Here is a 14,854-nt window from a genome sequence, read left to right as displayed (position 1 = left end):
ATAGTGGGGCGGTCATGAGAGGAGGCCGCCGTGATCCGCGTGGACGGCCGGACCCTGCGCTGCGCGGACGTCGTGACCGCCGCGCACACCGAGGGGCCGCTGGGAATAGACGTTTCGATCGCCGCGCTGCGCTCGGCCGAGAGCGCGTGGAAACTCGCCGCGGAACTGAGCACGCGGCGGATCGTCTACGGCCGCACCACCGGCGTCGGCGCCAACAAGGAGGATCCGGTCGGCGAGGGCGAGTCACCGGATCACGGCCTGCGGCTGCTGCGCAGTCACGCCGGCGGCAGCGGTGACGTCATGTCCCCGGGCCAGACCAGGGCGATGATGCTGATCCGGCTCAACCAGCTGCTGGCCGGGCGGTCCGGGCTCAGCCCCGAGCTGATCGGGGCGCTGGCGGACGCCGTCCGGACCGGGGCGCTGCCGCTGGTCCACCGGCTCGGCGCGATCGGCACCGGCGATCTCGCGCCGCTCGCCGAGACCGCGCTCGCCCTGACCGGCGAACGGCCCTGGCTGGCCGGGCACGTGCCTCCCGTCCCGGTACAGGCGGGTGACGCGCTCGCGTTCATGAGCAGCAACGCCGCGACGCTGGCCGAGGCGACCCTCGCGGCGATGCGGCTCGACACCCTGACGCGGGCGAGTCACGTCGTCGCGGCGTTGACCTACATCGCGCTCGACGGGAACCCGGAGGCCTACGCGACCCCGGTGCACGAGGCCCGGCCGCACGCCGGGCAGGTCGCGTGCGCGGCGGAGATGCGGCGACTGCTCGGCATGGAGGGCACGCCCCGGCCGGGGCGGCGGATCCAGGACCCGTTCGGGCTCCGGGCGTTCCCGCAGGTGCAGGGCCCCGCGCTGGACGCGATCCACTACCTGCGCGACGTGCTCGCGGTGGAGATCAACGCCAGCACCGAGAACCCGATGATCTCGACCGTGCACCAGGACGCCTATCACCACGCGCATTTCCACACCGCGTACGTCTCGACCGCGCTCGACCAGGTGCGCGCGACCATCCACCAGGTCGCCGAGCTGTCGGTCGCCCGGCTGGGCGACCTGGTGGAGCCGGAGTTCACCGGGCTGCGGCCGTTCCTGGCGGCCGGGCCCTCGGGCAGTTCGGGTGTGATGATCCTGGAGTACGTCGCGCACGACGCGCTCACCGAACTGCGGCAGGCCGCGCTCCCGGCGACCTTGGGCACCGCCGTCGTCTCCCGCGGGATCGAGGATCACGCGAGCTTCTCCACCCAGGCCGCGCGGGCGGCGACCGCGGCCGGGACGGCGTACCAGCAGGTGCTGGCGTGCGAACTGGTCGCGGCCGTCCGGGCGCTGCGGATGCGGAAGGCCGACCTCGTCGCCCTGCCCGCCCGGGACGCCTACGAGGCCGCCGCGGCCGTACTCGACCCGAGCGTCGAGGACCGGCCGCTCACCGAGGACATCGCGCGCGCCGTGTCCCTCCTGGACACCCTCGCACTCATCTGACTCCCGGTTCTGACCCCCTGCGTTTCGTCCTCTGGACGCGTTCCTTGCACGCGCAACTACCGCATCCAGAGGACGAAACGCGAGGGGTGGGGGGTTCAGCAGCAGCAACCTCGGCGGGCGAGGGACTGGATCCGCGCGCTCGTGACCGTGGCCGGCGGGCGGCTCGCGGCGGTCTCGACGGCGTCGAGCATCCGGCGTCGCGTCGTCCGGTCGAGGACACGGCCCCGCGTGATCACCAGGTCGATCTTCGCGACGTTGCGGATGTCGGCGGCCGGATTCGCGTCCAGCAGCACGAGATCCGCCTCCTTCCCCACCGCGATCGTGCCCGACGTCTGCTCCCGGCCGAGGAACTTCGCCGCGTCACCCGTGACGGTCTTCAACGCCTGCACCGGCGAAAGCCCGGCTTCGACCAGGAAGGCGAGTTCCTCGTGCAGCCCGCTGCCGGGGAAGGTGTACGGATTGAGGCAGTCGGTGCCGCCGATGATCCCGACACCGGCGTCGTACGCGGCGCCGACCAGCCGCAGCGTCTCCTGGTAGTACCGCTCTTGCAGCGCGATGTCCGACGGCGTCTTCGGCGCGAACCTTTCGATGCCCACGGCCCAGCTCTCGCGGATGTCGGCGGGCATGTACTTCAGCCGCGGGTCCCGCTGGTGGGTCTCGGCGGGCTGCGTGACGACCCGGTTGATCGTCAGCGTCGGCGAATGCCAGGTGCCGTTGCGCCGCAGCCTGCCGAAGTAGGACCAGGCCGCGCTCGGGCTGTACGCGGAGACCGACTCGAACTCCAGTTTCCGCGCCAGGTTGAAGAAATCGCGCGGCGCGGCCGGGTCGAACGGCGTCGCCTTCAGCCTGGCGAGGAGCTCGTCGCGCCGGGACGAGCAGTGGATGGACACCCCGAAGAAGTGCTCGAAGCTGTGCTGGCCGAGATCGCTCGCCTCGAAGTGGGACACCTTGTACGGCCAATGCCCGGAGAACCGCAGCCCTTGGGCGCGAACCTCGTCCGCGATCCCGCGCAGGGCTTCGGGGCCGAGGTAGGAGTAGGTCTTGACGAACGCGGCGCCCGCCGCCTTCTCCGCGCGGACGGCCGCCCGTGCCTCGGCTTCGGCCGACACCTGGATCACCGGCGGCCCCAGCAGCGTCACCGGCCCGTCGACGATGCCGCTCCCCACCACGAGCCGCGGGCCGAGCAGCTCACCGCGTTCGATCTTGTCCCGGGTCGCGCGGTTTTCCGCGTATCCCCACATCTCGCGGCCACCCGTGACGCCGTGGGCCAGATGCAGCGGCGGGACGATCTCCTCGAGGTCCGCGCCGTGGGTGTGCATGTCCCACAGTCCCGGGACGAGGTACTTGCCGCGACCGTCGATCGTCCGCGCGGCCCCGGTTTCCGGGATCTGCCGGGCATCGCCGACCCAGGCGATCCGATCGCCGACGAGGACGACGGAGACGTCCGATCGCGGAGCCGAACCCGTGCCGTCGATCAACGTGACCCGTGTGATGACGACGATCTCCTCCGCGTCCGCCGCGGCCGTGCCGGGAAGGAGTCCGGCGAGTGCCGCCCCGGTGCCGCTCGCGGCCAGCCATTTCAGGAACTCGCGTCTGCTGGATCCCGTTTCGGCCATGAGAACCCCGCCTTTCCACCCAGACCCCCAGGTGGCCGATTCAACTCGTCGCGAGGTCGGCGCCGCAAGGTCGGCGAAGGCCCCTTACCCGAGCTCAGCACGGAGTAAGGGGCCTTCTCCTGAAACACCGCTCAGCCGAAGAAGACTTCGGCCTCTTCGTACCGCTCGACCGGGACGGTCTTCAGTTCGGCGGTCGCCTCGGCCAGCTTGACGCGGACGATGTCCGTGCCGCGCAGCGCGACCATCACACCGAAGTCGCCGTCGGCCACGGCGTCGACCGCGTTGAGCCCGAACCGGGTGGCGAGCACGCGGTCGTAGGCCGTCGGGGTGCCGCCGCGCTGGACGTGCCCGAGCACGACCGCACGGGACTCCTTGCCGGTGCGGGCGGCGATCTCGTCGGCCAGCCAGGTGCCGATGCCGCCGAGCCGGACGTGCCCGAAGGCGTCCTTCTCCCCGGTCAGCAGCTTCTCCTCGCCGCCCTCGGGCAGCGCGCCCTCGGCGACGACGATGATCGGCGCGTACTCCTTCTCGAACCGGCGCTCGACCCACGAGACGACCTGGTCGACGTTGAAGTGCCGCTCCGGCACCAGGATCACGCTCGCGCCGCCTGCCAGGCCGGAGTGCAGCGCGATCCAGCCCGCGTGCCGCCCCATGACCTCGACGACCAGGGCGCGGTGGTGGGACTCGGCCGTGGTGTGCAGCCGGTCGATGGCCTCGGTGGCGATCGAGACCGCGGTGTCGAAGCCGAAGGTGTAGTCGGTGGCGCCGAGGTCGTTGTCGATCGTCTTGGGCACCCCGACGACGCCGACGCCGTCGTCCGTGAGCCGCTTCGCGACGCCGAGGGTGTCCTCGCCGCCGATCGCGATCAGCGCGTCGACCTGCTGCTCGGCGAGGACTGCCTTGATCTTGTCGACGCCGCCGTCGACCTTGTACGGGTTGGTCCGCGAGGAGCGCAGGATCGTGCCGCCGCGGGTGAGGATGTCTTCGACGTCGTTCAGGCCGAGCGGGCGGCTGTCCCCGGTGAGGGGACCGTTCCAGCCGTTGCGGAACCCGACGATGTCCCAGCCGTGCACCTCGATGCCCTTGCGCACCACAGCGCGGATCACCGCGTTGAGCCCCGGGCAGTCGCCACCGCCGGTCAGCACACCGACACGCATCAGAAGCCTCCGTCTTGTGTTCCGTAGAGATGACAGTCACATGTCCCGACGCCAGCGTAGCGGCAGTTCTCTGGATCGGTGCAGGGCGGACCACCTCGGGAATCGGTCCGCGGGCGGCGATGTGCTAGCTTGGCGTCGTGCAGCGCTATTTCTGGTTTACGAAGCCGGCCCCGGGTGGGCACGGCGGCGTGAACCTGCGCTGACGAACCACCCCGAGCCGGAATCACACCGGCTCGGCGAGTTCCCGCGGGTCGGTATCCCTTTCGAAAGGAACCAGACCCGCGATGTCTCCCTCCGCCGACACCCTCATCGCCCTCGACGGCCACCGCACGGCGGCCATCAACCCGCTGCTGTCGCCCGCGATGCTGCGGCACGAGCATCCGATGACGGAAGAAATCGCCGAGACCGTCCTAGCCGGGCGGGCCTCGGCCGTCGACATCCTCGACGGCCGGGACGACCGGCTCCTCGTCGTCGTCGGGCCCTGTTCGGTGCACGACGCGGACGCCGCGCTCGACTACGCCCGCCGCCTCGCCGCGAAGGCCGAAGAACACCGCCGTGACCTGCACATCGTCATGCGCGTCTACTTCGAGAAGCCGCGCACCACCCTCGGCTGGAAGGGCCTGATCAACGACCCCGGCCTCGACGGCACCTACGAGGTCAACCACGGCCTGCGGATGGCGCGCAAACTGCTGCTCGACGTCTCCGCGCTGGGCCTGCCGGTCGGCTGCGAATTCCTCGACCCGATCACCCCTCAGTTCATCGCCGACACCGTGACCTGGGGTTCCATCGGCGCCCGGACCGCCGCGAGCCAGGTGCACCGGCAGCTGTGCAGCGCGCTGTCAATGCCGGTGGGGATCAAGAACTCGACCGAGGGCGACGTCCAGGTCGCCGTCGACGCCACCCGCGCGGCGGGCGCGAGCCACGTGTTCGCCGGTATCAACCCCGACGGTCTCGCCGCGCTGATCACCACCGCCGGGAACGAGGACTGCCACGTGATCCTGCGCGGCAGCGCGGCCGGGCCGAACTACGACCCCGCGACGGTGGCCGACACGCTGGCGCGGCTGGCGAAGGCGGGGCTGCCGGAGCGCGTGATCATCGACGCGAGCCACGGCAACAGCGCGAAGGACCACGTACGGCAGGCTTCGGTGGTGCGGGAACTCGCCGGGCGGATCGGTGCCGGTGAGCGGGGCATCGCCGGGCTGATGCTGGAAAGCTTCCTGGTGCCGGGGCGGCAGGACCTGACGCTGGGCGACGCGGCTTCGCTCACCTATGGGCAGTCGATCACTGACGCGTGCCTCGGATGGGAGACGACGGCCGAGCTGCTGGACACACTGGCGGAAGCCGTCGACTCACGCCGGTGAATTGAACGTCCGGCGGGTGCGGGGCTCCCTGCCGGACGGCCTCGCCGATGTCATGAGGGGTCCCCATAGGACGAAATTTGTCCTATGGGGACCCCTCATGACACTTGACGCAGGGGGGGGACGGCGCGCGAGACGCCTCTTACCGGTGCCAGTAGGACTCGATGATCTGCCACCGCTGGTAGTTGTGCCGCGCGTCGGCGAGGGCGTCGTGCTGGTCGTCCGGGGCAGCCGGGAGCTTCGGCTTGCCCGCGTCCTCCCAGCGTTGCCGCAGGTCACGGGTGAAACGCGGCAGCTGACGCGGCAGGGCGGGCATCGGACCCCACAGCTGCGCCAGCGCGACGTGGTCGTAGGCGGCGAACCAGGCCCACAGTTCGATCCCGCCGGGCGGCTTGCCGAAGAACTCGAGCAGGTCCTCGCGGATCTTCTCGCGGCTGCGCCACGCCGGGTCGGCGGGCGACGGGAGTTTCGGGAGCACGTTGTCGCGGACCCAGGGGCCGGCCTTGCCGGGATCGAAATCGGTCGAGACCGCGTAGAACTCGCGTCCTCTTTCGTCCACGACACCGATCGACACCAGATCGATGGTCACGCCGTCCTCAATGAATTCGGTGTCGTAGAAAAAGCGCACCGGAGAACCCTAGTGGGGCCTCAGCCGACCTTGGTGTCCGGGATACGCGCGACGTCGTGGGCGGACGGCTGCGCGGGCACCTTCGGCTGGATCCCGGCCTCTTCCGCGGCGAGCAGTTCCTTCGCCTTGGCGGCGTAGATGTCGACGTACTCCTGGCCGGAAAGCTCCATGAGCGCGTACATGATCTCGTCGGTGATGGACCGTTCGATGAAGCGGTCGCCGGCGAGGCCCTCGTAGCGGGAGAAGTCGAGCGGTTTGCCGAAGCGGATCTCCAGGCGGCGCGGCCACCACATCTTCGAGCCGATGGGGTTGACCTTGTCGGTGCCGATCATGGCCACCGGGACGACGACGCCGCCGGAGTCGAGCGCGATCCGCGCGACACCGGTCTTGCCCTTGTACAGGCGGCCGTCCGGGGAGCGGGTGCCTTCGGGGTAGATGCCGAGGAGGTGGCCTTCGCGGACCAGCCGGGTCGCGGTGTCGAGCGCGGCCTGTGCGGCGTTGCCGCCGGAACGGTCGATGGGGAACTGGCCGACGCCGGTGAAGAACCACTTCTTCAGGAGGCCCTTGAAGCCCTTTTCGGTGAAGTACTCCGATTTGGCCGGGAAGGTCACCTTGCGCTTGACGCGCAGCGGCATGAAGAAGGAGTCGGCCACCGCGAGATGGTTGCCCGCCAGGATCGCGCCGCCGTGCTCGGGGATGTTCTCCGCACCGACCACCTTGGTGGGCCACAGCGCCTTGAGCAGTGGCCCGATAAACACGTGTTTCATGAGCCAGTACAGCACTGCGAAAACTCCTCCTAGCAGCTCAGCCCCCGCGCCCGATGGTCAAGACTACGAACCGCGCACCCCCGGCACAACGAAGTCCACCCGGTTACCCGCACCGGGCGACGGATCTCACACCCGGTCCGGGCCGATTTGCGATGTGAGCGGGGGCCCACAAGCCGCTCCGCTCGTGCGAACATAGGAGACCTACCCAGCTCTCACGGAAGGCGATCGCATGGCCGTCCTCGCCGGCGCGGAACCGTTCGCTCACACCGGTTCGACCGAAGCAGGGTTCCTGCTGTGCCACGGCTTCACCGGCACCCCCGCGAGTATGCGGCCCTGGGGCGACCATCTGGCCGAGGCCGGTTACACGGTCCGCTGCCCGCTGCTTCCCGGCCACGGCACCCGCTGGCAGGACATGAACCGGACAGGCTGGGAGGACTGGTACGGCGCGGTCCGCGAAGAGCTGCTGGCCCTGTTCGCGACCTGCGACTCGGTGTTCGTCGCCGGGTTGTCGATGGGCGGGACGCTGACCCTGCGGCTGGCCGAGGAGTTCGGCGACCGGATCGCCGGGATCGTGCTCGTGAACCCGTCGATCATGCGCCGCGGGCTGGACACGAAACTGCTTCCGCTGCTGGCGAACATGGTGCCGTCGGTGAAGGCGATCGCGAACGACATCGCCAAGCCGGGCGAGACCGAGCTGGCCTATCCCCGCACGCCCGTGCGGGCGGCCGCGAGCCTGGCGAGGCTGTGGGCCGTCGTGCGGCCGGAGCTGGGCAAGGTCACCCAGCCGGTGCTCCTGCTGCATTCGGCCGTCGACCACGTGGTGGAGCCGCTGAACTCGCGGATCATCCTCGACGGGATCAGCAGCGCGGACGTCACCGAGGTGGTGCTGGAGAACAGCTTCCATGTGGCCACCCAAGACCACGACGCGGGCCTGATCTTCACGCGTACGGTGGACTTCGCCCGGTCCGTGCGCCGGGCGGGACAGGTGGACGCCGGATGAGCAGAGGCAAGGACGGGCCGGAGGACGTCGACGCGACGTTCGCCGAGATCGTGGCCGACCTCCGTGCGGAGGGCGTCGGCCTGTTCCCGGACGCGGATCTGGAGAAGCCCGCCGAGAAGACCAAGGAGAAGCCGGCGGAGAAGACACCCCGGCCCGATCCTTCGGAGGCCGAGCCCGAACCGGGCTGGCGGGGCGGTGGCACCAGCTGGGACAAGACCCTCTTCGAGGACGATCCGGCCGGGCCGGGTGACGACGAGGGCCATTTCGTGCCGCCCGAGCCGCCTCCTCTGCCGCGACCGCGCAAGGGCGCGTTCGTCGTCCTGCTGTTCTTCCTGCTCGGCCTGCTGCTCCTGATCGCGCCCACCTTGATCGGCATGGGCACACGCCTCGGCACTCCGCTCGGCATCCTCGCCCTCGCGACCGCGATCGCCCTGCTCCTCCTGCGGGTCCGCCAGGGGCCGCCGCCCGGCGCGGATCCGCACAACGGCGCGCAGGTCTGAGCTGCCGGACAATTCGATCATGAAGATCGACTTCTGTCCCTCGCGCCGGTCGACCGTCGGCGCGGAATGGGAACTCGCCCTCGTCGACCGGCGGACCGGTGAACTGTCGTCGGTCGCCGAGCAGGTGCTCGACGCCGTCCGTCCCGACGGCGCGGAGGAGCATCCCAAGATCAAACAGGAACTGCTGCTCAACACCATCGAGGTGATCAGCGGGATCTGCGACACGATCGCCGAGGTCAAGGCCGATCTCAACGCCTCGCTCGACGTCGTGCATTCGGTGCTCGACCCGCTGGGCGTCGAGCTGTTCTCGGCCGGGTCGCATCCGTTCTCGACGTGGTACCAGCAGAAGGTCACCGACAAGGAGCGGTACGCCAAGCTCATCGACCGGACCCAGTGGTGGGGACGGCAGATGCTGATCTACGGCGTCCACGTGCACGTCGGCGTCGAACACCGCGACAAGGCCCTGCCGATCCTGGACGCGCTGCTCAACTACGCGCCGCACCTGCAAGCGCTTTCGGCGTCGTCGCCGTACTGGGGCGCGGAGGACACCGGGTACGCGTCGAACCGCGCGCTGATGTTCCAGCAGCTGCCGACGGCCGGGCTGCCGTTCCAGTTCCGGAAGTGGACCGAGCTGGAGAGCTACGTCGACGACATGTTCACCACGGGCGTGATCGACCATTTCTCCGAGATCCGCTGGGACATCCGGCCCGCCCCGCATTTCGGGACGATCGAGATGCGGGTGTGCGACGGGCTGCCGACGCTGGAGGAGGTCGGCGCGATCGCGGCGCTGACGCAGTGTCTCGTGGAGGATTTCAACACCCGGCTCGACGACGGCGAGATCCTGCCGACGCTGCCGCCGTGGCACGTCCAGGAGAACAAGTGGCGCGCGGCGCGCTACGGCGTCGACGCGATCGTCATCCTCGACGCCGCGGGCACCGAGCGGCTCGTCACCGACGACACCCTGGACCTGCTGGACCGGCTCGAACCGGTGGCCCGGCGGCTGGACTGCGCCGACGAACTGCGGTCGGTGGAGACGATCCTGCGCTACGGTCCCAGCTACCTGCGTCAGCGCGCGGTCGCGAAGCAGCACAAGGGCAGTCTGCGCGCCGTCGTCGCTTCGCTCATCGCGGAGATGCGGGACGGGAGGATCGCGCGCCCCTGACACGTCGCGTTTAGCGGGCTAAACGCGATCGAGGTGACCGAGCAGGGTGCCGGGCCCCAGGGTGGAAGCGCCCAGGGCCTCGACGCGGGAGCGCAGTTCGCGATCGGCTGTCACCACGACCACGTGGTCGTCCGGGCCTTCGGCGCGGGCGGAGCGGGCGACGGCGACAATCCGAGAGTCCCCGTCGGCCTCGGCGTCGACGACCTCGACCCCGGGCACGGCCGCGACTCCCCGCGCCTTGCCCTCGACGACCAGCACGATCTTCGGCCACCACGACCAGTCCCCGCCGCCGGGCAGCGCCGGATCGGCGAACCCGGTCGCGGCCAGCGTCGCGAGCTTGTCCCGCAGCCGTTCCGCCGCCCCGCGCCGGTCACGCCACCAGCCGTCCGGCCGCGATCCGACGACGTTCGCGCCGTCGACCACCAGTACCAGCCTGCGATCCACCTGTTCCCTCAATCCCGGCCAGGCCACCGCGAAGTCGCGGTGGAGCCGGAAGTCCGCGACCTCTCCCGCGTGGACCCACCGCAGTTCCGCGCTCTCCGCGCTCTTCACCCTGGCCGAAAGCCTGCCGATCGGCGCGGCGAGGATCGTGGTGTAGCGCCAGTTCCCGTGGTCGACGAGCGACGCCGCGAGCGGGCGGACCCGGGCTGGCGGGATGTCGGCCTCTTCGTGCGCCTCGCGGGTGGCCGCCTCCCGCGCGCTCTCCCCCGCCTCGACCGCGCCGCCGGGCAGCGCCCAGGTGCGACCGTGATGGACCCACCAGGCCCGCCGCTGCAGGAGGACGCCGCGCGCGGGATCGGACAGCAGCAGTCCGGCGGCACCGTTCACGCCCCAGTGAAGATGCCCGAAATCGCATTTCACGAAGCCGTTGCCGTCCTGCCTGGTCACGGCCTCAGCCTGTCACACCGACCTCGGCGACGGGAGCCTTCGCCGCGTCGGCGGCCAGCGCCGCCGCGCCGACGATCGTGCTGTCGTCCCCGTGATGCGCGGTGCGGATCCGGGCCAGCGGCCGGTGCCCGGCCCCGGTGATCTTGCCCGCGTACCGCTCCCGCGCCTCGTCGAGGAACAGCGGCGCCGATTCGGACACCCCGCCGCCGATCACGATGATCTCCGGGTCGAAGACGTCGGCGACCAGCGCCAGTCCCTCGGCGAGCCACTTTCCCAGCTCGGTCATCGCGCGCTGGGCGATCGGGTCGCCGTCACGGGCGGCACCGGCGACCCGGCGGCCGGTGACCGAACCGGGGTCTCCCCTGGTCTCGCGCGCCAGCACGGTCGACCGGCCAGGGTGCCGCGCGAGCAGCTCCACCGCCGTCGCGGCCAGCGCCGTCCCGCTGCAGTACCGCTCCCAGCAGCCGTACTTCCCGCACGGGCAGGCCCGCCCGCCGGGAACGACCGTCAGATGCCCGAGTTCCGGGGCGACGCCGTACGCGCCCCGGTAGATCTTGCCGTCGAGCAGCAGGCCCGCGCCGATCCCGGTGCCGAGCGCGATCAGCGCGCCCACGTGGGCGCCGCGGGCGGCACCGAAGCGGTACTCGCCGATCGCGGCCGCGTTCACGTCGTGCTCCAGCGTCACCGGGAGGCCGACGCGCTTCTCGATCCGTTCCGCGACCGGCGCCGCACGCCACGCCAGATGCGGCGCGAACATCACCGTCCGCCGGTCCTTCGCGACGAACCCGGCGACCGCGAGTCCGACGCCGGAGACGTCGTGCCGGTTGCGGAGGTCCTCGACGACCCCGGCGATGGCGTCTTCGAGCGCGTCCTCCTCACCGGGGGTGCCGACCCTGGCGGTGTCCATCAGCGAGCCGTGCTCGTCCACCACGCCGGCGCGCACACTCGTACCCCCGACGTCCACCCCTACCGTCAGCACTCAGTTCTCCCGATCCGGCTGCCAAGCGTCGCGTTTGGTCACCGCGATGTGCTGGACCCGCGAAGCTCCCACCGGCGCATCTTCCCGCGCGGGCTCCTTCCGCGCAGGCTGGAAACCCGGCATGTGCACCCCGCCCTCGGGCTCCCAGCGGTCCGCGAGCACCGCCCGCAGCAGCGCGACGAGCTGCGCCGCCTGCTCCATCAGCCGGGCCACGAACTCGGGCCGCTCACCGCGGAAGACCTCGACGATCGCGCAGAGCGGGCACCACCCGTCCGGCTCGTGTTCGGTGCAGCCGTGCCCGGCGGAGACGAGGCCCTCCAGCCACGGCGCGGCGTGCTCGACGACCAGTTCGACCAGCAGGCGGATCTCTTCGGTCAGGCTGAGCCGCTCTGTTCCGGTGTTCTCGCTGTACTCGCTCACCCGGGTCCCCGGTTCCCGGCCAGGCTCACGACCAGGCCGTGCGCGTCGGATTCCGCACCGGTGATCCGGCACGGGCGCAACATCTCCGGCAGCGCGATCAGCCGCCGGAAACCGTCCACGGTGACGGCGAGATCATCGTCCACTCTGGCCAGGTCCACTTCGGAATCACGGTGCAGCGGCACGGCGACGCGCAGCCGGTAACCCTCGTCCGATTCGGACACCTGCAGCAGCGGGGTGACCCCTTTTCCGTTGCCGGTCAAGGGATCCAGGCCTCGGTAAAGCTCGTACGCGATTTCCTGCAGGGCTTCCAGGCCGACCGGCTCGACGGCACGATGTTCGACCGGCTTCACCTCGTCCGGCCCGAATCCGGCGGCCGCGAGTTCGGCGAGGACGGCGTTCTGCTGCGCACGGCGGGTCCGCATCCACGAAGCCGCGGCGCCGCGCCAGAACCCGGGCGCGGGCATCAGCCGGTTGACGATCAGGCCGTCGACTCCGATCCCGCGCAGGGCCAGGGAACTGAGTGTGCGGCGGGCTTCGGCGACGACGACGCGTTCCGGCGTCAGCACGAGCCGCACGGTGGTGACGGCCGGATCGGTGAGCAGGGTCCGCAGCGACTCGAGATGTGCGCCGAGCCGCCGCACCGCGGCCGCCGTCCGCCGCGCGCCGGGTTTGAACATCCTCGTCAGGTACCCGGAAACCGCTTCCGGTAACGCCAAGAGCCGCAGGGTCTCCGCTGTCGGGCCGCAGTCGACCACGACGGTCTCCCACGGGCCGTGTTCGGCGAGGCGCTGGACCTCGGTGAGGGCGAGCAGTTCGTCGACGCCGGGCACCACGGTCAGCTCTTCGGCGTCGAGCGAGTCGAGTCCGGCGCCCGCCAGCGCGAACTGCAGTTCCTGCCGGAGTTCACGCCAGGTGCTGTCGACGAGGCCACGGGAATCGATCTGGGCGGCGTGCAGCAGGGTGTCCACTTCGGACGGTTCGGCGCCGAGCGGGCGGCCGAAGGCGTCGGCGAGGGAATGCGCGGGATCGGTCGAGACCACGAGCGTCTTCCTGCCCCGGCCGGCCAGTGCGGCCGCCGTCGCCGCGGCCAGCGTGGTCTTGCCGACACCCCCTTTGCCGGTGAACAGCAGGATCCGCATGCCTACCCTTCGACTCAGGACGCTTCGGCGCGCTTCTTGAGCTCCTTGAGCGCGGTGTCCATGACCATCTTCTCGGCCTTGCGGCGCAGCAGCCCGATCATCGGCAGCGCCAGCTCGACGGACAGCGTATACGTCACCTTGGTGCGGCCACCGCCCAGCGCTTCGAGGGCGTAGCGGCCGTTCTGGGCCTTCTGCATCTGACCCTTGACCAGGTGCCAGCTGACCCCCTGACCGTCGGCGTCCCAGTCGTACTCAAGGGTGTAGACGTCCTTGATCGGCCCGGCGTCGAGGGTGAGTTTCACCTGCTTGGCGCGGCCTTCGCCGTCCTCGCCGAGCACCTCGGTCTCCCGGACGGCCTTGGCCCATTCCGGATACGCGGGAAAGTCGGCGATGACGGCCATGACCCGCTCGGGCTCGGCGTCGACCTCGATGGATTGCGTGGACTGCTCGGCCATGACCCAAACTCTAGCCGGGACCGGCGGTCACCAGCGCAGCACGTACGGCTGTGCCGTCTCTTTGAAGTGACCGACGTTACGGCATTCGGTCCTGCCGAGCCTCGTCCGCGCGGTCAGCGGCTGGTGGACGTGCCCGAACACCGACCACCGCGGCTGCTGCTCGCGGACGAGGTCCACCAGCGCCGCCGACCCGATCTCGGACCGTCGCGCGACCACGTCGTAGGTCAGCTCCGGCACGGCGGGCGGGATGTGCGTGCACAGGACGTCGACGTTCTCCAGCGCGCCGACGGCGACGTCGTACTCCTCACGGGTGCGCAGGTACGGCCGCCAGAAGCCGTTGCGGCGCGGCACCACGTTCGGCGGGAGCAGCGCGCCACCGACGAACCCGAACCGCAGGCCGCCGAACTCGGCGACCTCGCCGTCGAGGACCTGGATGCCGTCCCCGGCGAACTCGGGCCACAGCGACGGGTCGTCCACGTTGCCGGGGGTCGCGTAGGTCGGCGCGGTGAGCGCGCCGAACAGGGTGGCGTACTGGTCGAGGATCGCCTCGCCGACCGCGGCCGCCGGATCGGCCAAAGTGGCCCACAACGATCGCGAGAAGGCAACGGTCTCGTCACGAGTGCCCTCACGCCGCAGCCGCGCGAACTCGCCGACCTTCTCGGCGCCGAACAGCGCGCCCATGATGCCCTTGTCGTGCTCGCGGTAGTCGACGAAGTCCAGCAGGTCGCCCAGCACGATCAGCGCGTCGGCGCCGTCACCGGCGCGTTTGAGCGCGTCGGCGTTGCCGTGCACGTCCGACACCACGTGAACCCGCATCCCGCTCCCCCTGTACTTCCCCGCGCCGTACTTCCCTGCTCAGCCGGCCAGCGGGCCGACACCGGGCTCGCGCCCGTCTTCCAGGACCTCCTTGAGCCCGAGCGCGATCGCCTTGGCGGCACGGGCCCGGCGGTCGAACTCGCGGCGCAGCTCCCGCGGTGCCAGGCCGAGCGGCTCCCCGTCGGGGCCGGCGGGGGTGGCGCGCAGGAAGTAGTGCAGCAAGGTGCCGTCGAGTACCGGCTCGAGCCAGACCTCCATGGTACCGATCAAGGCACCGCGCACGGTCCAGCGCAATCCCTCGTCGCCGCGGTCGGTGTAGACCTCGAGAACGAGGTCCGGCCAATAACGTGACCAAGATCGCGGATCGGCGAAAGCGGCGGCCACGGTGGAGGGCGGGACCACGAGGAAGGTCTCGTCGACGATGTCGAGAGCTGGCGGCGCCTGGTTCACAAGCGGCAGAATGTCATGCCCTCGGTATGGCCGATCCGCCAGCATG

Annotated in this window: 16 protein-coding genes; 5 read left to right on the top strand and 11 right to left on the bottom strand. The window is 70.6% G+C overall.

Annotation, left to right across the window (positions count from 1 at the left end; translation table 11 throughout):
• Positions 1-30: 30 nt before the first annotated feature.
• Positions 31-1,473, top strand: a complete 1,443-nt coding sequence (locus SD37_RS13185) for an aromatic amino acid ammonia-lyase (RefSeq protein ID WP_044854288.1) — start codon at positions 31-33, stop codon at positions 1,471-1,473.
• Positions 1,474-1,568: 95 nt separating this feature from the next.
• Here the strand turns inward: SD37_RS13185 and SD37_RS13180 are convergent, their stop codons facing one another.
• Positions 1,569-3,089, bottom strand: a complete 1,521-nt coding sequence (locus SD37_RS13180) for an amidohydrolase family protein (RefSeq protein WP_044854287.1) — start codon at positions 3,087-3,089, stop codon at positions 1,569-1,571.
• Between the two features lie 131 nt (positions 3,090-3,220).
• Entirely contained in the window at positions 3,221-4,246 is a 1,026-nt protein-coding gene (locus SD37_RS13175) for a 6-phosphofructokinase (RefSeq protein ID WP_044854286.1), read from the bottom strand.
• 284 nt (positions 4,247-4,530) lie between these two features.
• Here SD37_RS13175 and SD37_RS13170 point away from each other — a divergent pair, with 284 nt between their 5' ends.
• Complete coding sequence (locus SD37_RS13170) at positions 4,531-5,607, top strand: 3-deoxy-7-phosphoheptulonate synthase (protein ID WP_044854285.1); 1,077 nt, start codon at positions 4,531-4,533, stop codon at positions 5,605-5,607.
• A 139-nt stretch (positions 5,608-5,746) separates the two neighbouring features.
• Here the strand turns inward: SD37_RS13170 and SD37_RS13165 are convergent, their stop codons facing one another.
• Positions 5,747-6,232 (bottom strand): polyadenylate-specific 3'-exoribonuclease AS, encoded by a 486-nt coding sequence (locus SD37_RS13165; RefSeq protein ID WP_037304090.1) that lies wholly within the window; start codon positions 6,230-6,232, stop codon positions 5,747-5,749.
• 20 nt (positions 6,233-6,252) lie between these two features.
• A complete protein-coding gene (locus tag SD37_RS13160; RefSeq protein WP_044854284.1) occupies positions 6,253-7,014 on the bottom strand; it encodes a lysophospholipid acyltransferase family protein in 762 nt (253 codons plus the stop codon).
• A 214-nt stretch (positions 7,015-7,228) separates the two neighbouring features.
• Here SD37_RS13160 and SD37_RS13155 point away from each other — a divergent pair, with 214 nt between their 5' ends.
• From SD37_RS13155 to SD37_RS13145, 3 genes are read left to right on the top strand one after another with little or no spacing between them, the layout of a single operon-like run.
• Positions 7,229-7,999: an alpha/beta hydrolase gene (locus SD37_RS13155; RefSeq protein ID WP_044854283.1), complete on the top strand. Its 771-nt coding sequence runs from the start codon at positions 7,229-7,231 to the stop codon at positions 7,997-7,999.
• Positions 7,996-8,499, top strand: coding sequence for a hypothetical protein (locus SD37_RS13150; RefSeq protein ID WP_044854282.1), 504 nt, complete (start codon positions 7,996-7,998; stop codon positions 8,497-8,499). Before SD37_RS13155 ends, SD37_RS13150 begins: the two co-directional genes overlap by 4 nt.
• Before the next feature lie 19 nt (positions 8,500-8,518).
• The gene (locus SD37_RS13145; protein ID WP_044854281.1) at positions 8,519-9,661 is read left to right on the top strand and encodes a glutamate--cysteine ligase; all 1,143 of its coding nucleotides are present in this window, start codon (positions 8,519-8,521) and stop codon (positions 9,659-9,661) included.
• Between the two features lie 18 nt (positions 9,662-9,679).
• Here the strand turns inward: SD37_RS13145 and SD37_RS13140 are convergent, their stop codons facing one another.
• The 7 genes from SD37_RS13140 to SD37_RS13110 are packed head-to-tail and all read right to left on the bottom strand — an operon-like array spanning position 9,680 to position 14,808.
• Positions 9,680-10,549, bottom strand: a complete 870-nt coding sequence (locus SD37_RS13140; RefSeq protein WP_044854280.1) for an NUDIX domain-containing protein — start codon at positions 10,547-10,549, stop codon at positions 9,680-9,682.
• 4 nt (positions 10,550-10,553) lie between these two features.
• Positions 10,554-11,513 carry an ROK family protein gene (locus SD37_RS13135; RefSeq protein WP_037304449.1) on the bottom strand — a complete coding sequence of 320 codons (960 nt, stop codon included), beginning with the start codon at positions 11,511-11,513 and terminating at the stop codon, positions 10,554-10,556.
• Between the two features lie 15 nt (positions 11,514-11,528).
• The gene (locus SD37_RS13130; protein ID WP_044854279.1) at positions 11,529-11,948 is read right to left on the bottom strand and encodes a hypothetical protein; all 420 of its coding nucleotides are present in this window, start codon (positions 11,946-11,948) and stop codon (positions 11,529-11,531) included.
• The gene (locus SD37_RS13125) at positions 11,945-13,087 is read right to left on the bottom strand and encodes an ArsA family ATPase (protein ID WP_044854278.1); all 1,143 of its coding nucleotides are present in this window, start codon (positions 13,085-13,087) and stop codon (positions 11,945-11,947) included. Before SD37_RS13125 ends, SD37_RS13130 begins: the two co-directional genes overlap by 4 nt.
• 14 nt (positions 13,088-13,101) lie before the next feature.
• Positions 13,102-13,542 (bottom strand): SRPBCC family protein, encoded by a 441-nt coding sequence (locus SD37_RS13120; RefSeq protein ID WP_037304100.1) that lies wholly within the window; start codon positions 13,540-13,542, stop codon positions 13,102-13,104.
• 27 nt (positions 13,543-13,569) lie between these two features.
• Positions 13,570-14,358: a metallophosphoesterase family protein gene (locus SD37_RS13115; RefSeq protein ID WP_044854277.1), complete on the bottom strand. Its 789-nt coding sequence runs from the start codon at positions 14,356-14,358 to the stop codon at positions 13,570-13,572.
• A 39-nt stretch (positions 14,359-14,397) separates the two neighbouring features.
• Positions 14,398-14,808, bottom strand: a complete 411-nt coding sequence (locus SD37_RS13110) for a hypothetical protein (protein ID WP_037304102.1) — start codon at positions 14,806-14,808, stop codon at positions 14,398-14,400.
• Positions 14,809-14,854 lie beyond the last annotated feature (46 nt).

It is taken from the genome of Amycolatopsis orientalis, assembly GCF_000943515.2.
Classification (GTDB): domain Bacteria; phylum Actinomycetota; class Actinomycetes; order Mycobacteriales; family Pseudonocardiaceae; genus Amycolatopsis; species Amycolatopsis orientalis.
The sequence above is the reverse complement of the archived record's forward strand: the minus strand, read 5'-3'. Positions and strand labels throughout refer to the sequence as shown.

Coding starts and splice junctions, on each gene's coding strand:
- SD37_RS13155 (WP_044854283.1), top strand. CDS start 7,229: ATGGCCGTCCTCGCCGGCGCGGAACCGTTCGCTCACACCGGTTCGACC.
- SD37_RS13170 (WP_044854285.1), top strand. CDS start 4,531: ATGTCTCCCTCCGCCGACACCCTCATCGCCCTCGACGGCCACCGCACG.
- SD37_RS13175 (WP_044854286.1), bottom strand. CDS start 4,246: ATGCGTGTCGGTGTGCTGACCGGCGGTGGCGACTGCCCGGGGCTCAAC.
- SD37_RS13145 (WP_044854281.1), top strand. CDS start 8,519: ATGAAGATCGACTTCTGTCCCTCGCGCCGGTCGACCGTCGGCGCGGAA.
- SD37_RS13115 (WP_044854277.1), bottom strand. CDS start 14,358: ATGCGGGTTCACGTGGTGTCGGACGTGCACGGCAACGCCGACGCGCTC.
- SD37_RS13125 (WP_044854278.1), bottom strand. CDS start 13,087: ATGCGGATCCTGCTGTTCACCGGCAAAGGGGGTGTCGGCAAGACCACG.
- SD37_RS13120 (WP_037304100.1), bottom strand. CDS start 13,542: ATGGCCGAGCAGTCCACGCAATCCATCGAGGTCGACGCCGAGCCCGAG.
- SD37_RS13150 (WP_044854282.1), top strand. CDS start 7,996: ATGAGCAGAGGCAAGGACGGGCCGGAGGACGTCGACGCGACGTTCGCC.
- SD37_RS13180 (WP_044854287.1), bottom strand. CDS start 3,089: ATGGCCGAAACGGGATCCAGCAGACGCGAGTTCCTGAAATGGCTGGCC.